The organism is Mycobacterium sp. JS623 (assembly GCF_000328565.1).
Taxonomy (GTDB): Bacteria; Actinomycetota; Actinomycetes; order Mycobacteriales; family Mycobacteriaceae; genus Mycobacterium.
This window is the reverse complement of record NC_019966.1, coordinates 574,206-594,447: the sequence shown is the minus strand read 5'-3', so window position 1 is coordinate 594,447 and position 20,242 is coordinate 574,206. Positions and strand designations below refer to the sequence as shown.

The following is a 20,242-nucleotide window of genomic DNA, read 5'->3' as shown; positions in this document are numbered from 1 at the left end:
ATGTTGCCTAGCGTCCCCAGCGTTGCGCCGCCGACACGGCGCGACTCTCCATTGAGCGTACCCATCGTGGGTCGATGATCGGAGTCAATCCGCGGCCCCGGACGTAATCGTCAAAGGCTTCCGCAGTTGTCCACTTCGGGCTGTAGCCTAGGTCGTTTCGCATACGCGTCGTGTCCATCACCCGGCCATAGCTCAAGTAGTCAAGCTGCTCTCGATCTAGTTCAGTGTAGCGAGTTGCGCGCCTCAGCGAATCCACCGCCCACAACGCAGAGCGCGGAACCGGCAGTGGAACCCGACCCGAGCGGCGGATGGCCTGACTCATCATGATGATGCCCGCGGCGCCGATGTTGAACGTGCCGGCCTTTCCTGCCATCGTCGCGCGCTCCAGCGCGCCGAGCGCGTCCTGTTCGTGCAGCAGCTGCAGACGGGCGTCGTGACCGATCACCGTCGGCACCACGGGCCCGGCCAGATACCGCGACAGCGCGGTGTCCATGGCAGGACCGATCATGTTGGCCAGCCGCAGGATGCTGACGGCGATATCGGGACGGCGCCGGCCCAAGCCGCGGGCGTAGCCCTCGATGTCGATGCTGTCGCGGGCGAACCCCTCGCCCGGTGGCCTGCGCCGGCTGCTGCTCTCGGTGAACAGCACGGGGTCGCGCGCACTCGAGCCGTACACCTCCGACGTCGACTTGAGCACGACGCGTCGCACCGACGGCGCCTTCTGGCAGGCCGCGAACAGCTGTATCGCGCCCATCACGTTGAGTTCCTTGAGCGTCGCCCGGCCACCCGAACGCGGAGCGTAGGACGCCGCCGCGGCGTGCACGACGGTATCGACGTCGCCGTTGCGGATGACCTTGGCGATGAAGGGGTTACGAATGTCGGCGCGGACGAACTCGGCGCGGCCCATCCGGCGCAGCAGATCCTTGCTCGGCGCGATCGCGTCGACGGCGATGACGTGGTTGATCAACGGATTCTGCGCCAGTCGAGCAGTCAGATAGCCGCCGAGAAATCGGCACGCACCCGTGACCAGGACGATCTTTGGATACCCAACGGTGTCCCGCGAATCCGCGCCGCTCGATCCGCCCCCAGAATCCATTCGGTCAGCCTAGCGGCCGCGCGCGAAAGCTACTTGCCGAGTTTTCTGCGCTGCACCCGGGTGCGACGAAGCAGCTTGCGATGCTTCTTCTTCGACATGCGCTTACGCCGCTTCTTGATGACTGAACCCATGAACCCAGAAGTCTCCGTACCTATGCTTTTAAAGCCTCTTGACCCGCACACCTTACCGAAGTGGCATAGGTAAACGAAAAACGCGTCAGCCCACCGAGCTCATCAGCCGGCGATCAGCCAGCGTCGAAGTACGAGCTCTCCAACATGTCGTGGACAGCTTTCGCGTGCACCCGGAACGAGCGGCCGACGCGGACGGCGGGCAATTCGCCGTTGTGCACCAACCGGTACACGGTCATCTTGCTGACCCGCATGAGGCTCGCCACCTCGGCGACAGTGAGAAATTGAGCTCGTGGCGGCTGACCGTCGGTCGGGCCGGCGTCACGCGCCGACTTCCCACTAGCCGAATCCCGCGCCGATGGCCCGTTCATAGACGTCATCGCAACCCAATCCATCAGGCACGGGCAGTCCAGCGGCTTCCCCACCGCTGGCTCCAACCCGTGCTTACCACTGGGAGAATAGCGTGGCGGATGGGGTTACTGCGACGGGTGTGGGCTAATCAGTTCGAAATTGATTAATTACTCAGATGTAATTCCGAGCTGCTCAGAGCGCCTTTTTGCGGCTTCGACGGCCTCGCCGACGGCCGCCCGCAAACCGCCCCGCTCGAGTTCGCGCAGCCCAGCGGCCGTGGTGCCGCCGGGCGAGGTAACAGTGGCCCGCAATTGCGCCGCGGTGGTGTCCATCGCCGTGCCCATCGCGGCGTCGCCGGCGGGCTGAGCCTCATCGAGGCGCTCCAGCAACATCGCAGCCGAGCCGGCCATCGTTTGCACGACCAGATCGGTCGCCACGGAGCGCGTCAGCCCCGCCGCAACGCCCGCGTCGACGAGCGCCTCGACCATCAGGAAGAAGTACGCCGGCCCCGAACCCGACACCGCGGTGACCGCGTCGAGCTGTGACTCGGGCACCGTCAGCACGCCGCCGACCGCATCGAAGATCGACGACACCTCCTTGAGCTGCTCAGCCGTGGCGAAGCGACCGCGCGCCAGTGCGCTGACTCCGCCGCCGACGACGACGGGCGCATTGGGCATCACCCGGATGACCGGCGATCCGGCGGGCAGCTTGTTTTCGTAGAACTCGGTCGTCACACCCGCGACGACTGACACGAAAACCTGTTCGGCCGTATCACTTTCGGCCTTCGCGGCGGCATCGGCGATCTCGCCGACGACCGCGCCCACATCCGCGGGCTTGACCGCGACAACGACATAGGCGGCGGTATCGACCGCGTCAGCGACCGTAGTCACCAACACCGAATACCTATCGGACAGGTATTTCGCGCGCTCGGGAAACTTCTCGGCGACCACCAAGTCTTTGACCTGCCGTCCGGCGCGCAGCAGCCCGGATAGCAGTGCCTCGCCAATGCTTCCACCGCCGACGATCGCGATTCTGGCCATGCGCGCAAGCATTGCAGACGCGCGCGGCCCGATGTCATCCGACGCCTGCGGCCGCTACTGCGCGGGTGGGACCATCGCGAGCTGACGGCTCTGCACGACGATGTGGCCCTCGCAGTCCACGACAATGTGGTCTTCGTCGAACCAGTCCTGGCCGATCTGCACCGTCGTGCACAACACCCGCAGCCAGCCGTCGGCGGGCAGCGCGCGCAGATACGCCGTGAGCTGAACAGTCGGCGCCCAGCCCGTTCTGTTCACCCCGAACGTCACCGGCGCCGACACGTCACCACACAGCAGCGCGAAAAGTACATCGGGCGCAACGCCTTTCGGGCGCACCCAGTATTCAATGATCGGTGGTCCGCCGTCGGTGCGCGGGGTGAACGTCGTCAGCGACGGGCGGATGTCGCAGCCGTGCGCCAGATGCACCACGTCCTCCATCGGGTGGCCCGGCCCGATTGGTTCCAGACCGGGCGGCGGCTCCGGCTGCATCAGCGGAATGACGGGGTTGACCGACAACAGTGGTGGCACATGGTGTTCCGGGTCGCCGAGTGTCACCGCGGCCCGAACGGCAGTGCGATGACCCTGGTTCAGCTCGACATCGATCAGGCTGACGCGACGCCCCCGCTTACGCACGGTCGTGACGACCCGCATTGGGCCCGGGTCGGGCGCCCACAGGAAGTTGCCCGACACCGCGATCGGCTGCACTGCGTTTCGCTGCTGTCCCGTGGAATGCTCCTGCATCGCCGCGTTCGCGCACAGCGCCAGCATCGCGCCGCCGTGCACCTTCGGGCCGATGGTCCAGTGCTCGTTGAGGTCGCCGTCGTAGGTGCCGTCCCCGGCCGGGGTGAGCGCCATGGCGTCAGTGAACAGGGTCGAAGTCATACCGAGATTCCTACTTGAACGTTGGCGGCGTCAGCGAAGCAGGTTCTTGCGGGCGAACTCCAGCGATTCCCTCAGCAGCGCTTCACGTTCGGTGGCCGTGCGTGCGCCCGATGTGGTCACCTCGAGGATCACATGCCCGGAAAAGTCGCTGGCGGCCAGCATCTCGCAGACCTCCACAGTCGGCTGGCTGCCGCGGCCCGGCACCAGGTGCTCGTCGGTGGATGCCCCACTGCCGTCGCACAGATGCAGATGCACGAGGCCCTCGCCCATCCGGCGGACCATATCGAGCGCGTCGGTCCCTGCGGTCGCAGTGTGTGACAAGTCGAGCGTGTAGTGGGCGTGGTTGCCGTCCAGCGGGTCATAAGAGGGCGCGAACGCCGAGATGCCCGGCCCCGGCTTGCCGCCGCGCTTACGCATCCGCTCGATAGACGTCTGGCCCGCACCGAAGAACCTGTCGGCACGGAAAGGAAACATGTTCTCCACGGCCACCATCACGTCGCTGGACGCCTCGAGCTCGGCGACCTGATCGGAGAAGCCTTCGGCGTAGCGGCGTTGCCATCGAAACGGCGGGTGCACGACCACGGTCTGCGCGCCGAGCTGTTCGGCCGCTCGCACGCTGCGCTCCAGCTTCGGGATCGGGTTCGCCCCCCACACCCGCTGCGAGATCAGCAGGCACGGCGCGTGCACCGACAGCACCGGCATGTCATAGCGGGCGGAGATGGCGGCAACCGCTTCTACGTCTTGGCTAACCGTTTCCGCCCACACCATCAGCTCGACGCCGTCATAGCCGAGCTTGGCCGCGTATTCGAAGGCGGCCTCGGTCCTCAGGGGATAGACCGAGGCGGTCGAGAGACCAACCTTGATGGCGGGGCGCACAGTGAGGGTCGGCGCCTAGCCCGACTGCAACAGTGCCAACGGTCCCAGCGTGACCAGAGCCCCCACTGCCACCGCGATCAACGTGCTTCCGATGTCCTCGGTCTTGCGCACCACCCGCACACCCACCACCAAGCCGAGGATCACCAGCACCGACAGCACGAGGGCGACGATGTTGTTCCACTTCCACAGCTGGTCGAAGGCGATGAACAGGCCGGCGCCGAAGGCGACAGCGATGATGCACTGGCCGACGACCCACGCGCCGCGCAGGAACGACGACATCCCCCCAGATGACACAGAGGTCTCGGTGTCCTCATCGGCCTCGAGGTCGATGTCCTCGGGGCGGGGGCGTGATCCGCGTGCCAAGTCATCGGCGACCGTCTGGCCGCCGAACAGCGGGCCCGCCGAGGACCGTAAGTACGACGGCAGCTTGTCCGGCTCCTCTTCGCCGGTGAACGCGGCCTCGGTGTCCTCGTCCTCGATCTCCGGCTCGTCGGCCAGCACCAGGTCTTCTTCGTCCTCCTCGACCGGATCCGGACTCATCTGCTCTGCGCCGCTGCCGACGACACCGAAACGCCGCTGACCGGGGGTGTACTGGGGCCGGCGCGGCGGCGGGGCGAAGAAGTCGTCCAGGTCGGCGTCGGTATCGCGCTGCTCGACGTGGGCCGAGTAGTCGGCGACCGCGTCGGCGTAATCGTCGTCGACGTCTTCGGCCAGGTACTTGTCCTGGGTCGAGTCGGCTTCTGCTTCTTCGGCTTCGACGTCGTCGACGTGGCTGCCGACACCGTTGGTCGAAACCGGCTCGTCGGTCACTGCGGGGATGGTCCGCGTGGTCTCGTTTTCGTCGGTGACATGCCCCGACACGATCGGGATTTCACCCGTGAGCTCCGCGACCGTGACGGCGTCGCTGTCGCCACGACGACGCCGGCGCCTGCCGCCCGCGGGCGGGGCACCGATCGTGCCGTTCTTCGCCAGCAACTCCGCAACCGAGATCGGTCGCGTGTTGCCGTGGCTGTCTTCTGGTCCTGTCATCGTGTGTTGCCTTTGGGCCTAGCTAGTGTTTCATGTCGGCGCCGGTGCGCCTCGTCCGCTCGGTCACCGTTCCCGTACAGACGTCTCCACCAAGGCTGTTCCATCGGCTTCGCTGTCGAGTTTCCGCAGAATCAGCCCTTCTCGCAACGCCCATGGGCAGATATCTACGCTATCGATATCTAGAGCCTTCATGCTCGCCTCAGCTACCAAAGCGCCGGCCACGATTTGTGGCGCGCGCTCGGCGCTCACTCCTTCCAACTCCGCACGGTCAGCCGCGGTCATCCTAGAGATGAAAGCTATGAGCTGTCTGAGGCCGCTAGTGGTGAGCGTTCGTTTCACCCGCGGGCCGGCACCCGAGGGTGCCGCACCGGTCAGCCGGGCCAGCGAGCGGAAGGTCTTCGAAGTGGCCACCGCCAGGTCGGGATTCCCGGCCTTGAGTACCTCGGCGGCGGAGTCGGCGACCTCGGTGGCCAGCCAGTCCCTCAACATCGCGACGCGGCGGCGGCCCGGTGGATCGTCGGGCAGCCACTCGCGGGTGAGCCTGCCGGCGCCCAGCGGCAGCGACAGCGCCACCTCGGGCTCCTCGTCGACACCGTTGGACAGCTCCAGCGAACCGCCGCCGATGTCGATGTTGATGATGCGTCCCGCGCTCCAGCCGTACCAGCGGCGCACCGCCAGGAACGTCAGCCTGGACTCGTCTCGCCCGCTGAGCACCTGCAGCGCCACGCCCGTCTCGCCAAGCACCCGCGCAAGCACGTCCTCGGAGTTCCTGGCATCGCGCACCGCGGAGGTGGCGAACGCCATCAGCTCGGCGCAACCGGAGCTGGCAGCGATCTTGGCGAACTCGTCGATGGTGCTGATGAGTTTGTCCGCACCCTTGCGGGTCAGCTTGCCCGAACCGTCGATCGCCTCGGCGAGCCGCAGCGACGCCTTGGTGGAACTCATCGGTGTCGGATGCCCGCCGCGGCGCGCGTCCACCACCAGGAGATGAACGGTGTTGCTGCCGACATCCAGCACGCCTAATCGCACCCATCCAACCTAATGGAGCTACCGTTTACTTTTGTGAGCGCATCGCATCCAGGTGAGGTGGAATTGGACTTCGCCCGTGAGTGGGTGGAGTTCTATGACCCGGACAACCCCGAACATCTGATCGCCGCCGACATGACATGGCTGCTGTCGAGGTGGACATGTGTGTTCGGCACGCCGGCGTGTAAGGGCACGGTGGAGGGCAGGCCCGACGACGGTTGTTGCTCGCACGGGGCGTTCCTTTCCGACAAGGACGACCGCGCGCGGCTGGATGATGCCGTCAAGCAGCTGACCGATGAGGATTGGCAGTTTCGCGACAAGGGGCTCGGCAAGAAGGGCTACCTGGAGTGGGACGAATACGACGACAAACCCAACCTTCGCACGCGAAAGTACAAGGGCGCCTGCATCTTTCTGAACAGGCCTGGTTTTCCGGCGGGTATCGGCTGTGCGCTGCACAGCAAGGCGCTCAAGCTGGGCGTCGAGCCGTTGACGATGAAGCCTGACGTGTGCTGGCAGCTGCCGATCCGCCGCACCCAGGACTGGGTGGAGCGCCCCGACGGCACCGAGGTGCTGCGAACCGTGATCACCGAGTACGACCGCCGCGGCTGGGGCGAGGGTGGCGCGGACTTGCACTGGTACTGCACGGGTGACCCGAACGCACACGTCGGCGCCAAGCAGGTGTGGGAGTCGTACGGCCCCGAGCTGACCGAACTGCTCGGCGAGAAGGCGTACGCCGAGCTGGCCGCAATGTGCAAGCGGCGCAGCGGGTTAGGGCTGATCGCCGTGCACCCAGCGACCCGCCTCGCCGAATGACCGAAGACGCCGGCTCTTCGCGCGAAGGGTCATCGCTGTTCCTGTTCCGGCTCATTCCGCCGCGCGCCGACTTCGCCCAGACGATGACCGACGACGAGCGCAAGACGATGGCCGATCATCTGACCTACTTCGAACAGCTGATGGCCGACGGCAAGGTGCTGGTCTACGGTCCGGTCGCCGATCCTGAAGGCATGTGGGGCATGGCAGTGATGCGCGTCGCCGACCGCGCCGAGGTGCTCGAGATCGGCGAGCGTGATCCCTCAGTGTTGGCCGGCCTCAACACCTTCGAGGTGTTCGAGATCATGGGCGGGCGAACGCTCTAGCTCCGCGTCACCACCGAAGCGTCGCAGCCAGACCACCGAACCGAGCAAGGCCGCGGCGAATACCAAAACATAAGCGTCAGGCAAGATTTCGGGCCACACGCCGCCCAGCCGCAGGGACAGAATGCCCGCCTGCGGGCTGTCACCGGCCGTGAATACGATCCATCCGCCGAGCAGTGCGCACAGCAGCCACATCGACACCGCCGCCGCCTTGCTGCCTGCGACGTACCCGCGGTACCCGAGATGAACGACCAACGGCGCGAACCACACCCAGTGGTGACTCCAGCTGAACGGTGAAGCGGCCGCACTGGCCAGCCCGACGATGGCAAGCGCCAACACGGCCTGGCCCCTTCGATAGGCCATCGCGGCGATCAGCACGGCGATGGCCGCGACGACGAATGAGGCGACGGTGGCCACCGTCGGCGAAGCGTGCAGCCGCAGCAGCAGGCCGCGGACGCTGGTGTTCGCGAGCGGATCGTGCGAGATGCGGTTGACGTCATCGAATCGGCCGTGCAGCCAATATGTTGTGGAATCGGTTGGCGCGACGGCGAATCCGAGCCCCACCGTGGCGGCGAACGTCGCCCCCGCCACCAGCGCCGCCCGGAACCGTCGGGTCGCCAACAGGTAGATGATGAACAGCGCGGGCGTGAGCTTGAGGCCCGCGGCCAACCCGATGCCGATGCCCGACCACTTGCTGCGCCCCAGTACGTCAACCACCACAAGCACCAGCAGGACGACGTTGATCTGCCCCAACTCGGCCGTCAGCCGCAGCGGCTCGAGCCATGCGGTCACACCGACAAGCAACGCGGTGAGGCTGACGAGGGCAACGCCGGCGCGCATACCCATCGACGTCAGCATCCGCACGACTGCGTACGTCAGCGCGGCCACCATGCCGAACAGCCACAGCCATTGCACGGTTGCGCTGTCGAGCAGTGCCAGCGGCGTCGCGCAGATCGCGGCGAATGGAGGGTAGATGAACAGCAACTCGGTGTGATTGCCGGTCAAACCCGTCGAGTACAGGTCGAGCCCCGCCACGAGGTGCTCCGCGGCGAAGCGGTACACCATCAGGTCGATCTGCATCCGCAGCGTCGGCCAGTGCACGTACGCCGCGATGTACATGACCAGCGCTATTGCCGCGATCGCCGGGCCACCACGACGCACCCAGGGGGTAATGGTGTTGGTGTTGGTGTTGGTGTTGGTGTTGGTGTTGTTTTGTGTGGTCTCAGTAGTCACTAGTCGTCGTCCGCTGTGTCGGCCCATTGTTACGAGGGGCCCACAGTAGACGAGTTAGTTGTGAACGCCTCTCAGGGACCATCTCCCGCCGAGTGTGGGGTTGTGTCACGCTTTCGTGGGTGAAAGCGTGCGGGTAACCCACGTTCGGCCAGAAGAAGCTCAGCCCTCGAGCTTGTAGCCGAGGCCGCGCACCGTCACCAGGTGCACCGGGTTCGCCGGGTCCGCCTCGATCTTGGACCGCAGCCGCTTGACGTGAACGTCGAGCGTCTTGGTGTCGCCCACATAGTCGGCACCCCAGACTCGATCGATCAGCTGGCCGCGGGTGAGCACTCGACCGCTGTTGCGCATCAGGTACTCGAGCAGGTCGAATTCCTTGAGCGGCAACGTAATTGCTTCACCACTGACAGACACGACGTGGCGCTCGACGTCCATCCGCACCGGGCCGGCCTCCAGCACGCCGTCGCCCATGGCAGAGTCATCGGTGTCGTTGCCCCGGCGCAACACCGCCCGGATCCGCGCAATCAGCTCACGCGCGGAATAAGGCTTGGTGACGTAGTCGTCGGCGCCGAGTTCAAGTCCGACGACCTTGTCGATCTCGCTGTCGCGCGCCGTCACCATGATGACGGGAACGCTTGAGCGCGAACGCAATTGCTTGCATACGTCGGTACCGCTCATACCGGGCAGCATCAGGTCCAGCAGCACGATGTCGGCTCCGGCACGCTCGAATTCCGCCAGGGCCGACGGACCGTCAGCCACCACGGTGGCCTCAAAGCCCTCCTTACGAAGGAGAAAGGCCAGGGGATCGGCCAAGGACTCCTCGTCCTCCACGATCAACACGCTGGTCATTGGTCTGGCTAGTCCTCTCGCTCGTCCGATGCATCTTCATGATCGGGGTAGGCCGGAATCGACAAGGTGAATGTCGATCCGGTTCCCGGCTGACTCCACAGCCGGATGGATCCGTTGTGATTGGCGGCGACGTGCTTGACGATCGCCAAGCCCAGTCCCGTGCCGCCGGTGGCGCGTGAGCGTGCCTTGTCGACGCGGAAGAACCGCTCGAACACCCGCTCCTGGTCCTCACGCGCGATACCGATGCCACGGTCGGTGACCGCGATTTCGATGTTGTCGCCGCGCCGGCGTCGGCTGATCGACACCGGAGAACCGTTGGACGAGTAGGCAATTGCGTTCGACACCAGATTCGCGATCGCGGTCACCAGCAGCGGTTGATCGCCGTAGACCCGATAGCCGGTCGGGGCGTCGGTGGTGACGGCGATGTCGGCATTGTCCGCGGCCACCTTGTAGCGCGACAGCGCCTCGGCCACCACATGGTCGACATCGACGGCCTCCAGATCAGGCAGCCGCTCGCCACCTTGCAGCCTGGACAAATCGATCAGCTCGCCGACCATGTTCGCCAGCCGGTTCGATTCGGTGAGCATCTTCTCGGCGAATCGGCGGACAGTATCGGGGTCTTCGGCCGACGCCAGTAGGGCCTCTGCGAGCACGCCCATCGCGCCGACCGGCGTCTTGAGCTCGTGGCTGACGTTGGCAACAAAATCCCTGCGCGTCGCTTCCATGCGGGCGTGCTCGGACTGGTCGTCGACGTAGACGACCGCGAATCGGCGATCCTGATCGGTCAGCAACTGCACGTGCCCACGCACCGACAGGCCGGACCGGCCTGGGTTCGCGCGCTTACGCGGCGACAGGTCGACCTCACCGTCTTCTCCGGTCGCCAGCGTGCGCTCCGCTGCCAGCCAGGCGCGGTCGTCGAGCAGCCGGTCACGGACCAGCCCGAGTTCCCGGGCCCGGTCGTTGGTGTAGACGACGTCACGGTAGGTATCGACCACGACGATCCCCACCGGCGAACCCGAGACGATGTGCTCGAGCATCTGCGAAACGGTGATGCCGGACTGCTCGGTCGCGCGCCGTCGCCGGTTTTCCAGGATGCGCGGGGTAACGCCTACCCCCAACCCGACACCGATTACCAGTGCGAGCAGCGCCACGGCCCCCACAAGGAGGAGCGCCGATACCACACTCACGCGAAAATCGTACGCATCGGGTGAACGTCATCCCAGCAGCGTGCGGCCAAAACGGGACATGTCACATGCCCAATCGCAGGTGTTCGGTAGCCGTTTACCCAGAGTTTGCCGTACGGCACCGGCTGAAGCCTACTTGGCGCCCTGCGCGGCAACCGCTGCCGCACCCGCGGCCGCCGCCTCGGGGTCCAGATACTCCCCGCCGATGATTGTCGGCCGCAGGTCGCCGTCGAGGTCGTAGCGGAGCGGGATTCCGGTGGGGATGTTGAGCCCGACGACGTCCTCGTCAGACATGCCGTCAAGGTACTTCACGAGTGCCCGCAACGAGTTGCCGTGGGCCGCGATCAGCACCGTCTTGCCGGCCCGCAAGTCGGGCACGATCGTGCTCTCGTAGTACGGCACAAACCGCTCGACGACGTCTTTGAGGCATTCGGTCAGCGGGCCGCCGTTGATGTCGGCGTAGCGCGGATCGGTGTCCTGGCTGTACTTGCTGCCCGGTTCGATCGGCGGCGGCGGCGTGTCATAGCTGCGCCGCCACGCCATGAACTGCTCGTCGCCGTACTTTGCCTTGGTCTCGGCCTTGTCCAGGCCCTGCAGCGCGCCGTAGTGGCGCTCGTTGAGCCGCCAGTCGCGGTGCACCGGGATCCAATGCCGGTCGGCGGCGTCCAGCGCGAGGTTGGCGGTGTTGATCGCGCGACGCAGTAGCGAGGTGTAGAGCACGTCGGGCTGACGGTCCAGCGCCTTGATCAGTTCGCCGGCGCGGACCGCTTCGGCCCTGCCCTTCTCGGTGAGGTCGACGTCGACCCAGCCGGTGAACAGGTTCTTCTGGTTCCAGTCACTCTCGCCGTGGCGGAGCAGGATCAGCGTGGCTGCCATGACGCCGATCTTCTCACGCCCGTTCGTCGTCGTCCTCGTCGATCAGGTGCGCGAACGCCTGCAGGTTCTTCAGCGACTCCCCGCGCGATACCCGCCACTCCCACTCTTTTTGGATCGACGACCGAAAACCCAACTCCAGCAACGTATTGAAGTCCGAGTCGACGGCCTCGAGTACCTGCCCCAGGATGCGATCGACCTCGTCGGGGCTGACCGATTCCAGCGACATCCGGCCGACCAGATAGATGTCGCCGACGTTGTCGAGCGTGTAGGCCACGCCGTAGAGCCTGCGATTGCGCTTGAGCAGGAACCGGTAAACCCCCTCGTGGTTTTCGTCGGGCTTGCGGCAGACGAAGGCCTCGACGCGCACGGAATGTTCGCCGATGGACAGGATGGTGTTGGTCTTCAGCCGACGCTCGCCGGGCAACTCGACGATGATGCCCGGCAGGCCGCCGTGAGCACCCTTGTGAGGGGTGCAGACCAGGCCGTGCTCCTTGCAGGTGTCCTCGATGACCTGCTGAACATCGGGGGTCAAGCCCGCACACCCCGCCTCATCGAGAACCGACGGCCGTTGCGCCGCGCCGCGACGTCCGGCACCCGATGCCGGGCGCGATAGTCGGCGATGGCGTGGCCATAGCTGGCCAGCAGCGAGTCGACGGTGTGCGCCCACGAGAACGTCGCGGCATGTTCGACGGCCGCACTGCTCATGGTCTCGGGGCCGCGCTTGAACAAGGCATCGATCGCCTGGGCCCAGTCGTCGACATCGTGGCCGTCGACGAGCGAGCCGGTGACCCCGCCGCGCACGGCGACCGGCAGTCCACCGACAGCAGCGGCCACCACCGGTGTGCCGCAGGCCTGTGCCTCGATGGCGACCAGTCCGAAGGACTCCGAGTAGCTCGGCACGCCGACGAGGTCGGCGGCCCGGAACACCTCGACGAGCTGATCGCGCGACTGCGGCGGCAGGAACGTGACGCGGTCGGCGATACCCAGTTCGTCGGCCAGCCGAACCAGCCCGTCCGGCGCGGCCAGCCCGCTGCCCGACGGCCCGCCGGCCACCAGAACCCGCACGCCCGGAAGCTTGGCCGCGGCGCGCAACAGCACGTCGGGCGCCTTGAGCGGTTGGATACGGCCGACGAACGCCAGCACCTGCTCGTCGGAGTCGAGCCCCAGCGCGGAGCGGGCGGCGCGCTTGTCGCCGGGGGTGAACATCTCGAGGTCGACGCCGGGGTGCACCACATCGATGCGGGCCGGATCGGCGTGATGCAGCGAAACCAGTTGCGCCGCTTCATGTTCAGTGTTGACGATCAACCGGTCCGCCTCGTCGACCACCTGCTGCTCGCCGACCGCCCGCAGCGGTGGTTCCGGCGAGTCCCCATCGGCCAGCGCGGCGTTCTTCACCGCGGCCAGCGTGTGCGCGGTGTGCACGAGCGGCACCGCCCACCGGTCGCGGGCCAGCCAGCCGACCTGTCCGGACAGCCAGTAGTGCGAATGCACGATGTCGTAGTAGCCAGGCTCATGGGTGGCTTCTGCGCGCAGCACGCCCGCGGTGAACGCGCACAGCTGGGTCGGCAGGTCGTACTTGTCGAGGCCCTCGAAGGGTCCGGCGACGACGTTGCGCACCAGCACACCGGGCGCCACCTTGACGACGGGCTGATCGGCCGACGACGTCGCGCGGGTGAAGATCTCCACCTCGACGCCGCGGCGCGCCATCTGCAGCGCGCTCTGCAGCACGTAGACGTTCATACCGCCCGCATCGCCCGTACCGGGCTGAGCCAGCGGGGAGGTGTGCACCGAGAGCACAGCGACGCGGCGTGGAACCGGAAGACCGGCGGCGTTCGAACCCTGCAGATCTGTTGCTAGGCGCACACAGTCATGTCTACACCGCGGCGCTGGCGCGAACTTCTTCAGGTTTAGCGGGTGGATTACCAACGCTACGCGTGAGTGATCAACCCGCTAAGCGGCAAATCGCTATGCAGACGCTTCCGGGCGACGGCTCTGGACGCGGCGCATGGCACCGATCGGATCCGCGTAGAGCCCACCGAGCGACACCACGCCTGCGCCCGCTTCCTGCACCCGGTTTCCGAACGCGGTGACCCGGATGTCGCGGGCGGGCAGCACCGACCGCTCGGCGTAGGCCGCCTCGACGAGGTTCATGCCCTCGGGGTACTCGGTGAACGCCTGGCCGCCGACCACCAGGTCGTCGGGGTTGAGCATGTCGCGCAGCAGCGCGACGGCCTGGCCGAGCACGCGGGCCCGCTCGGCGAGCAGCGCCTGAGCCTGCTGGTTGCCCTGCCGGGCCGCCTTCATCACAGCCGTCACCGTCGACGCCGGCCCCTCGGCCGGGATGATGCGTGCTTTGCGGGCGGCGGTCAGCACGGCCTCGTCACTCACCGTGGACTCCAGTTGGCCGCTGCCGCCAAGCAGTTCCGACTGAACCGGCAGCGCGGCGATGGTGCCGGGGCCGCTGGTCGGTGAATGCACGCGCCCGCCGATCGACAGCGCGTAGCCGACGGTCTCGCGGGCATAGACGTACAGGCTGGTGGTCGACGGGGTGGGCTGGCGACGCACGCCAAGCAGCAGTTCGGCGCCCGCCATCGCGTCAACGTGGGAGGCCACCGATACCGGAAGGCCGAGCGTCTCGGCGAGCACCGGCCCGACCGGCGCATCGGACCACCCCAGTCGCGGGTGGTCCAGGTAGCCGGTCGCGCTGTCAACGACGCCACCGGCGGCCACGCCAACCCACAGCGGGCGCCTGCGGTGCCAGCGGCTCAGGTAGCGGCGGGCACTGCCTGCCAGCGACGCCAGCGCCGCGGCCTGCGCACCACGCGGAGTCGGCGTCTCGACCGCATCCAGCGTGCGCCCGAACAGGTCGGTGGCCACGATGCTGGTCGTCCGCGCGCCGACGTGGATGCCGAGCGTCAGGAACGGCTCGTGGTTGACCTCGACGGGCACGCGGGGCCTGCCGATGGCGCCCGAGACGGCGAGGTCGGCCCGCTCGCGCAGGATGCCCGCATCCAGCAGCGCGGTCACCTGCCGGTTCACCGTCGCGATGGACAACTGCGTGACTTGGGCGATCACGTCGCGGGCGATCGGGCCGCGCAGCCGCGCCGCGCTGAACACCGAGGCCGCCGCCGCGTCGGCCAGCTTCAGCGACGGCGCAACGACGCGGTGCCGCGCCTGGGGATAGCTCGCTGGCGCAAGCGCCCGGTTACTGCGGACACCCTTGTTCGAGGTCGCCGGCTGACGGAGGGCGGTAGTGGAGGAAGTACGCACGGGTCTGTCCTTTGTTGAAGTCGGCTGGTGGGTCCTGGCCACACCTGCGACTCAACTCAGACAGTTATCCGGGGGTCGGTCAGGCGTGACTGATCACGCGGCGACAACAACAGCTCCGGTACACACGGTGAACTTAGCACGCCAACTAAAGTTGGGCAGATGACGACATCTTCAGCCTCCCAGCGGGTCGCGGTGGTCACCGGAGCCAGTGCGGGCATCGGCGAAGCGACCGCGAGAACACTTGCGGCACAAGGCTTTCACGTCGTTTGCGTGGCCCGCCGGGAGGGCCCCACCAAGGCGCTCGCTGACCAGATCGGCGGTTCCGCGATTGTGGCGGACGTCACAAGAGATGAGGACGTCACGGCGCTGGCCGGTGACCTGGACCGGGTCGACGTGCTCGTCAACAACGCCGGGGGCGCTCGGGGGCTGGAGCCTGTGATGGAAGCCGACCTCGACCACTGGCGCTGGATGTGGGAATCGAACGTGATCGGCACGCTGCGCGTGACCAAGGCGCTGCTGCCGAAGCTGATCGATTCGGGCGACGGTTTGATCGTCACGGTCACCTCGATCGCAGCGGTCGAGATTTACGACGGTGGCTCGGGGTACACGTCGGCGAAGCACGCGCAGGGCGTTCTGCACCGCACGCTGCGCAGCGAGCTACTCGGGAAACCGGTGCGGCTCACCGAAGTTGCACCCGGAATGGTGAAAACGGACTTCTCGTTGCGCCGGTTCGCAGGCGATGAGGAGCGCGCCGCGAAGGTCTACGACGGAGTCACGCCGCTGGTGGCCGAGGACATCGCCGAAGTGATCGGATTCGTCGCCAGCCGCCCGTCACACGTCGATCTGGATCTGATTGTGGTCAGGCCGCGCGATCAGGTCAGCGGTGCGAGTGGGTCCCGCTTCAATCGGCGGACGTAGCGGAAACAACATGCCAGGACACATCTGACCGCTGCCGCCACGCAGGGTCGCGCAGCTGCTTAACCGCCAGGTCGGCCGTTGACCGGCTGAGGCGCGTCCGACGGCGTGGCAGGCGCGGTGCTCGGGATCTCCGACGGTCTGCCCTGCGGCGACAGCGCCGACATCGCCACCCATTCGTCCCACGACACTGCCCAGTCCCACAGATCGCCGTCGGCGTAGGACAGCTCGATCGACGTGCCGGAGACCTCGACGGGGTCGCCGTAGATCGCGCTGTTGAAGTACTCCTGAGAGTTCTCCAGGTTCAGGTTGATGCACCCATTGGTGACGTTCGTATTGCCCTGTGCGCCAATGCTGTTCGGGTTGCAGTGGATGAACTCGCCGTTGTTGGAGATTCGCACGGCGAATCGCTCATGCACGTTGCTGTACCCGGCCGCGGGGTTGCTCATGTAGAAGTCTTCGTACTTCTCGGTGACGACGTGGATGCCGCTGCGGGTGATGTTGCGCGGCAGGTCGGCCTCGCCGTAGCTGCACGGGAAGTCCATGATCACCGCGCCTGAGCCGTCGAGCACCTGGATGCGGTGCGAGGAGGCCTCGGCCTTGACCACCTGCCGACGGCCGATCTCGAAGTTCAGCGAGATGTCTTGCGCGCCGAACGCGCCGTCACCGAACGGAACGCCGTAAAGCTTCGCTACGACGCTGACCTTCGTGCCCGCCGGGTAGTAATCCCTGGTGCGGTAATGCACCCGTGAACCGCCCACCTCGTCCGGCAGCCAGGCCCAGCTGCCCTCGACCGGCGGCTCGGTGGTGACCTTCAGTGCCTTCTCGACGGACGCCTTATCGGAGATCGACGCGTCGAACTGGATGATGACCGGCGCGGCGACACCGACGGTCTGGCCGTCGGCGAGCTGGAAGGCACCGTTGACCTGCTTGGTCGGCTTGATGGTGGTGAAGTTGCCCTGCACCGGAACGGCCTTGCCGTCGTGGCCGACCACAGAGCCGGCCCAGGAGTAGGACGCGCCGTAGCCGAGCGGTTCGGTGGTGGTAAAGCTGGTGCGGTCGCGGTTGAGCGCGCCCGCGACGACCTTGCCGTCGGCGTTGGTCAGCGTGACCTTCTGGAACCAGCCGTCCTTCACGTCGACGCGTACGGGGGCGACGGGCACCACGTCAGTGGACTTGTTGGCGGGCTGATAGCTGATCGACGGCGCGGCCGGCGCGGACGGCGCCTCGGCCGACGGTTTGCCGACTCTGCTGCCGCAAGCGGCGAGTGCGCCCGGCACGACGAGCCCGACCGCGAGGGCGGTCAGGGCCTTCCGCCGACTGACCGACGGCACGGGATTGGCTGGGCTCACGTGGAACCAGGGTACCTAGAGAGCGGCCTCAACCAGAATCGGCTCGGGTGTGAGATCGATCCCGAATGCCTTTCTGACACCGTCGCGCACCGCCCTGGCCAGCGCAATTACGTCGGCGGCAGTGGCGTTGCCCCGGTTCGTCACAGCGAGCGCATGCTTGGTCGACAACCGCGCGGGGGCGTCCTCGCCGGGGTAACCCTTGCCGAATCCGGCCCGCTCGACCAGCCAGCCTGCCGCCAGCTTGACCCCATCGGGGGCTGGATAGTTCGGCACCGGCCCGTCGACGCTGTCGTTCAGCCGATCGAACTCAGCGGCCGACACGACGGGATTGGTGAAGAACGACCCGACGCTCCAGGTGTCGTGGTCGGCGTCGTCGAGCACCATGCCCTTGCCGGCACGCAGCGACAGCACCGCCTCGCGCACTCGTCCGGGATCAGCAGTGGATCCCGGCTCGGCGTCGAGTGCGGCGGCCAGTTCGCCGTAGCGGATCGGGGCGCTGCGACCGTCGGAGTCCAACTCGAATTCGACCTCGAGTACGACCGCGTCCTGGGAATGCTTGAGAATGCTTGTGCGGTAACCGAATTGGAGAACATCCGGCGTCACCCAGTGATCCTCGCCGGTACGGCGGTCGAGCAGCCGGAGGCGGCGGATAGTGTCGGCGACTTCGGCGCCGTACGCGCCGACGTTCTGCACCGGCGTCGCGCCCGCCGATCCGGGGATGCCCGACAGGCATTCCAGCCCGCCGAGCCCGTGCGCCAGCGAGGTGACCACCACGTCGTCCCACACCGCGCCGGCCTCCGCGCGCACGACGTTGTCCTCGACCGTGATCTCGGTGTTCGCCAGCAGCACGACGGTCAGATCGGCGAGGTCATCGGCCAGCACCACATTCGACCCGCCCGCGAGCACCAGAACGTCATCGAGTGCCCGCAGCGCGGCGACGATCTGCTCCGTCGTTGCGCACGTGATCAACCGGCGCGCAACACCTCCGATGCGCAGCGTGGTCAGCGGCGCCAGCGGTACATCGTCGGCGACGACGGCACCCCCCAGTTCCAGACCGGTCACGGGCGGTAACGGTAGCGTGGCCAGCTATGCCGCGTTCATTCGACATGGCGACCGAATACGGTGCCAGCGTCGAACAGGTTCACCAGGCATTCAGTGATGAACAGTATTGGCTATCGCGATTGGCCGATTCGGGCGCCGACGATTACTCGCTGGATTCGTTGACCGTCGACGGAAACGGCATCGACGTCGTCACGACACAACGGCTACGCGCCGACCGACTGCCCGCGGTCGTGACGCAGTTCCACCGCGGCGATCTGGCCCTTGTCCGCGAAGAGAACTGGTCGCCGATCAGCGATGGTCGGGCGACCGCGACCATTCAGCTCGCGATCATCGGGGCGCCTGCGACGCTGAGCGGTTCGGCCGTACTCGCCCCGGCAAAATCCGGCGACAGTTCGCGGCTGGATTTCACTGCCACCGTTCAAGTCAACGTTCCGCTCGTCGGCGGCAAGATCGAGAATTTCATCGGCAGTCAGCTGATGGACCTTCTCATCCAAGAACAGCGCTTCACCACGGTGTGGATCACCGAGAACGCGTAACCCGTAAGTAAAATTATGTTCCATGTCGCGTCGCATGGACTACACCATCGAATTCGACGCACCGGCGGAGAAGATCTACCAAGACTTCACCAGCCGGGAATACTGGCAAACCCTGATGGAGGCCTACCGCTTCCTGACGCCGCAGTCGGAGATCAAGACCTTCTCGACCACTGAGCGCGGCCCCGACATCGTCTTCGTGCAGGACCTGCCGCGGATGTACCTGCCGCCGATCGCGCGGACCGTTGTGCCGATCGACATGATCATCACCCGCAAGCAGCATTTCGATCGCTATGACCACGACAAGAATCGGGCCCAGGGCGCCTACTCGGCATCGATTCCCCACGGCCCCGGCAGCTTTGACGGTCAGTACTTCCTCACCGAGACCGACGCCGGCAGCAAGCTGCGGCTGGTCAGCGTCTGCAAGGTCTACATCCCGTTCGTCGGTGGCGCGCTGGAGGATCTGATTTTGCACCACATCAAACAGCTCTTCGACGCCGAGGAGGCGTTCACCGCTGACTGGATTTCCAAGCACCACTAGGGGCGCGTCGAATGTCGCCGGCCGAGCGGGTCCGGTCGGGGCCATCACGCGCGGCACCACCGGTCACAACCGGCTGCGCCGCAGCGACCGCTGGCTCGTGCACTCACGACGGGTGCGCGCCGCGCTGCAGGCGGCGGCCGATCCGCTGGTGATCGACCTCGGCTACGGTGCGCTGCCCGTGACGACGCTGGAGTTGGCCGCGCGGCTACGGGTGGTACGCGCCGACGTCCGCGTCGTCGGCCTCGAGATCCATCCCGAGCGTGTCGTATCGGCGGCGCGCGCCGCCGAAAACAGCACTGTCGAATTCGGGCTCGGCGGCTTCGAATTGGCCGGACACGCACCGGTTTTGGTGCGCGCGTTCAACGTGCTGCGCCAGTACCCGGTGGAAGCCGTGCCCGGGGCGTGGGCGACGATGCAGGCACGGTTGGCGCCGGGCGGGCTGATCGTCGACGGCACCTGCGACGAGTTGGGCCGTCGCTGCTGCTGGGTGCTGCTCGACGCGGAGGGGCCGATCAGCCTGACGTTGGCATGCGATCCGTTCGCGATCGAGCGGCCGTCGGATCTGGCCGAGCGACTACCGAAGGTGCTGATCCACCACAACCTGGCAGGCCAACCCATCCACAGCCTGCTGACGGCTGCGGATCACGCGTGGGCCAGCGTCGCGGGTCACGGGGTGTTCGGCCCGCGGGTGCGCTGGCGCGCGATGCTGGACCTGCTGCGCGACGAGGGCTTCCCGGTCGAACCGCCGCGGCGCAGGATGCGCGACGGCGTTCTCTCAGTGCCGTGGTCAAATGTTGCGCCCGTCGGCGCTCCGAAGTCGAATGTCGCGCCCGTCGGCGCTCCGGGGTCGAATGTCCCGCCCGTAGGCTGAG

Annotated in this window: 23 protein-coding genes; 6 read left to right on the top strand and 17 right to left on the bottom strand. The window is 66.6% G+C overall.

From position 1 onward, the window contains the following. Positions 1 to 7: 7 nt before the first annotated feature. The 8 genes from MYCSM_RS02725 to MYCSM_RS02695 form a co-directional block, all read right to left on the bottom strand. Entirely contained in the window at positions 8 to 1,096 is a 1,089-nt protein-coding gene (locus MYCSM_RS02725; RefSeq protein ID WP_015304598.1) for an SDR family oxidoreductase, read from the bottom strand. 29 nt (positions 1,097 to 1,125) lie between these two features. Next, entirely contained in the window at positions 1,126 to 1,227 is a 102-nt protein-coding gene (locus MYCSM_RS35675; protein WP_003402602.1) for a 30S ribosomal protein bS22, read from the bottom strand. Between the two features lie 113 nt (positions 1,228 to 1,340). Continuing rightward, positions 1,341 to 1,604 (bottom strand): helix-turn-helix domain-containing protein, encoded by a 264-nt coding sequence (locus tag MYCSM_RS02720; RefSeq protein ID WP_015304597.1) that lies wholly within the window; start codon positions 1,602 to 1,604, stop codon positions 1,341 to 1,343. Between the two features lie 138 nt (positions 1,605 to 1,742). Next, positions 1,743 to 2,615, bottom strand: coding sequence for a pyrroline-5-carboxylate reductase (gene proC, locus MYCSM_RS02715; RefSeq protein WP_085976594.1), 873 nt, complete (start codon positions 2,613 to 2,615; stop codon positions 1,743 to 1,745). A 54-nt stretch (positions 2,616 to 2,669) separates the two neighbouring features. Then, positions 2,670 to 3,494: a thioesterase family protein gene (locus MYCSM_RS02710; RefSeq protein ID WP_015304595.1), complete on the bottom strand. Its 825-nt coding sequence runs from the start codon at positions 3,492 to 3,494 to the stop codon at positions 2,670 to 2,672. 30 nt (positions 3,495 to 3,524) lie between these two features. Continuing rightward, complete coding sequence (locus MYCSM_RS02705; RefSeq protein ID WP_015304594.1) at positions 3,525 to 4,370, bottom strand: sugar phosphate isomerase/epimerase family protein; 846 nt, start codon at positions 4,368 to 4,370, stop codon at positions 3,525 to 3,527. 15 nt (positions 4,371 to 4,385) lie between these two features. Then, a complete protein-coding gene (locus tag MYCSM_RS02700; protein ID WP_015304593.1) occupies positions 4,386 to 5,399 on the bottom strand; it encodes a hypothetical protein in 1,014 nt (337 codons plus the stop codon). 63 nt (positions 5,400 to 5,462) lie between these two features. Next, a complete protein-coding gene (locus MYCSM_RS02695; RefSeq protein ID WP_015304592.1) occupies positions 5,463 to 6,428 on the bottom strand; it encodes a Ppx/GppA phosphatase family protein in 966 nt (321 codons plus the stop codon). A gap of 12 nt (positions 6,429 to 6,440) precedes the next feature. Here MYCSM_RS02695 and MYCSM_RS02690 point away from each other — a divergent pair, with 12 nt between their 5' ends. Then, complete coding sequence (locus tag MYCSM_RS02690; protein WP_015304591.1) at positions 6,441 to 7,238, top strand: hypothetical protein; 798 nt, start codon at positions 6,441 to 6,443, stop codon at positions 7,236 to 7,238. Next, the gene (locus MYCSM_RS02685; RefSeq protein ID WP_015304590.1) at positions 7,235 to 7,561 is read left to right on the top strand and encodes a YciI family protein; all 327 of its coding nucleotides are present in this window, start codon (positions 7,235 to 7,237) and stop codon (positions 7,559 to 7,561) included. Before MYCSM_RS02690 ends, MYCSM_RS02685 begins: the two co-directional genes overlap by 4 nt. Here MYCSM_RS02685 and MYCSM_RS02680 read toward each other — a convergent pair. From MYCSM_RS02680 to MYCSM_RS02650, 7 genes are all read right to left on the bottom strand, one after another. Continuing rightward, entirely contained in the window at positions 7,499 to 8,791 is a 1,293-nt protein-coding gene (locus tag MYCSM_RS02680; RefSeq protein ID WP_015304589.1) for a glycosyltransferase 87 family protein, read from the bottom strand. The two genes, MYCSM_RS02685 and MYCSM_RS02680, sit on opposite strands and share 63 nt — an antisense overlap. Before the next feature lie 159 nt (positions 8,792 to 8,950). Further along, positions 8,951 to 9,637 (bottom strand): two-component sensory transduction protein RegX, encoded by a 687-nt coding sequence (regX, locus tag MYCSM_RS02675; protein ID WP_015304588.1) that lies wholly within the window; start codon positions 9,635 to 9,637, stop codon positions 8,951 to 8,953. A gap of 8 nt (positions 9,638 to 9,645) precedes the next feature. Continuing rightward, entirely contained in the window at positions 9,646 to 10,824 is a 1,179-nt protein-coding gene (locus tag MYCSM_RS02670) for a sensor histidine kinase (protein ID WP_015304587.1), read from the bottom strand. A 129-nt stretch (positions 10,825 to 10,953) separates the two neighbouring features. Beyond that, complete coding sequence (locus tag MYCSM_RS02665) at positions 10,954 to 11,697, bottom strand: phosphoglyceromutase (RefSeq protein ID WP_015304586.1); 744 nt, start codon at positions 11,695 to 11,697, stop codon at positions 10,954 to 10,956. Between the two features lie 13 nt (positions 11,698 to 11,710). Then, positions 11,711 to 12,229: a YbjN domain-containing protein gene (locus MYCSM_RS02660; protein ID WP_015304585.1), complete on the bottom strand. Its 519-nt coding sequence runs from the start codon at positions 12,227 to 12,229 to the stop codon at positions 11,711 to 11,713. Then, positions 12,226 to 13,560, bottom strand: a complete 1,335-nt coding sequence (gene mshA / locus MYCSM_RS02655) for a D-inositol-3-phosphate glycosyltransferase (RefSeq protein WP_015304584.1) — start codon at positions 13,558 to 13,560, stop codon at positions 12,226 to 12,228. The genes MYCSM_RS02660 and mshA overlap by 4 nt, the downstream gene beginning before the upstream one ends. Before the next feature lie 102 nt (positions 13,561 to 13,662). Next, complete coding sequence (locus tag MYCSM_RS02650) at positions 13,663 to 14,967, bottom strand: ROK family protein (RefSeq protein WP_015304583.1); 1,305 nt, start codon at positions 14,965 to 14,967, stop codon at positions 13,663 to 13,665. Between the two features lie 159 nt (positions 14,968 to 15,126). Here MYCSM_RS02650 and MYCSM_RS02645 point away from each other — a divergent pair, with 159 nt between their 5' ends. Continuing rightward, positions 15,127 to 15,885 (top strand): SDR family oxidoreductase, encoded by a 759-nt coding sequence (locus MYCSM_RS02645; RefSeq protein WP_015304582.1) that lies wholly within the window; start codon positions 15,127 to 15,129, stop codon positions 15,883 to 15,885. 59 nt (positions 15,886 to 15,944) lie between these two features. On the opposite strand, the gene MYCSM_RS02640 is transcribed toward MYCSM_RS02645, so the two are convergent. Both MYCSM_RS02640 and MYCSM_RS02635 read right to left on the bottom strand, forming a co-directional pair. Then, entirely contained in the window at positions 15,945 to 17,234 is a 1,290-nt protein-coding gene (locus MYCSM_RS02640; RefSeq protein ID WP_015304581.1) for a L,D-transpeptidase, read from the bottom strand. 15 nt (positions 17,235 to 17,249) lie between these two features. Beyond that, positions 17,250 to 18,296, bottom strand: a complete 1,047-nt coding sequence (locus MYCSM_RS02635; RefSeq protein WP_015304580.1) for a UDP-N-acetylmuramate dehydrogenase — start codon at positions 18,294 to 18,296, stop codon at positions 17,250 to 17,252. Between the two features lie 26 nt (positions 18,297 to 18,322). Here MYCSM_RS02635 and MYCSM_RS02630 point away from each other — a divergent pair, with 26 nt between their 5' ends. Genes MYCSM_RS02630 through MYCSM_RS02620 form a run of 3 tightly spaced genes read left to right on the top strand, consistent with a single transcriptional unit; the run spans position 18,323 to position 20,241 of the window. Next, on the top strand, positions 18,323 to 18,832 hold the full coding sequence (locus MYCSM_RS02630) for a DUF2505 domain-containing protein (RefSeq protein WP_015304579.1): 510 nt from the start codon (positions 18,323 to 18,325) through the stop codon (positions 18,830 to 18,832). A 22-nt stretch (positions 18,833 to 18,854) separates the two neighbouring features. Continuing rightward, positions 18,855 to 19,370 (top strand): DUF2505 domain-containing protein, encoded by a 516-nt coding sequence (locus MYCSM_RS02625; RefSeq protein WP_051073693.1) that lies wholly within the window; start codon positions 18,855 to 18,857, stop codon positions 19,368 to 19,370. Beyond that, complete coding sequence (locus MYCSM_RS02620; RefSeq protein ID WP_083906226.1) at positions 19,345 to 20,241, top strand: SAM-dependent methyltransferase; 897 nt, start codon at positions 19,345 to 19,347, stop codon at positions 20,239 to 20,241. Before MYCSM_RS02625 ends, MYCSM_RS02620 begins: the two co-directional genes overlap by 26 nt. The last annotated feature ends 1 nt before the right edge of the window (position 20,242 follow it).

Coding starts and splice junctions, on each gene's coding strand:
- MYCSM_RS02725 (WP_015304598.1), bottom strand. CDS start 1,096: ATGGATTCTGGGGGCGGATCGAGCGGCGCGGATTCGCGGGACACCGTT.
- MYCSM_RS35675 (WP_003402602.1), bottom strand. CDS start 1,227: ATGGGTTCAGTCATCAAGAAGCGGCGTAAGCGCATGTCGAAGAAGAAG.
- MYCSM_RS02720 (WP_015304597.1), bottom strand. CDS start 1,604: ATGACGTCTATGAACGGGCCATCGGCGCGGGATTCGGCTAGTGGGAAG.
- proC (WP_085976594.1), bottom strand. CDS start 2,615: ATGGCCAGAATCGCGATCGTCGGCGGTGGAAGCATTGGCGAGGCACTG.
- MYCSM_RS02710 (WP_015304595.1), bottom strand. CDS start 3,494: ATGACTTCGACCCTGTTCACTGACGCCATGGCGCTCACCCCGGCCGGG.
- MYCSM_RS02700 (WP_015304593.1), bottom strand. CDS start 5,399: ATGACAGGACCAGAAGACAGCCACGGCAACACGCGACCGATCTCGGTT.
- MYCSM_RS02690 (WP_015304591.1), top strand. CDS start 6,441: ATGGAGCTACCGTTTACTTTTGTGAGCGCATCGCATCCAGGTGAGGTG.
- MYCSM_RS02685 (WP_015304590.1), top strand. CDS start 7,235: ATGACCGAAGACGCCGGCTCTTCGCGCGAAGGGTCATCGCTGTTCCTG.
- regX (WP_015304588.1), bottom strand. CDS start 9,637: ATGACCAGCGTGTTGATCGTGGAGGACGAGGAGTCCTTGGCCGATCCC.
- MYCSM_RS02665 (WP_015304586.1), bottom strand. CDS start 11,697: ATGGCAGCCACGCTGATCCTGCTCCGCCACGGCGAGAGTGACTGGAAC.
- MYCSM_RS02645 (WP_015304582.1), top strand. CDS start 15,127: ATGACGACATCTTCAGCCTCCCAGCGGGTCGCGGTGGTCACCGGAGCC.
- MYCSM_RS02630 (WP_015304579.1), top strand. CDS start 18,323: ATGCCGCGTTCATTCGACATGGCGACCGAATACGGTGCCAGCGTCGAA.
- MYCSM_RS02625 (WP_051073693.1), top strand. CDS start 18,855: ATGTCGCGTCGCATGGACTACACCATCGAATTCGACGCACCGGCGGAG.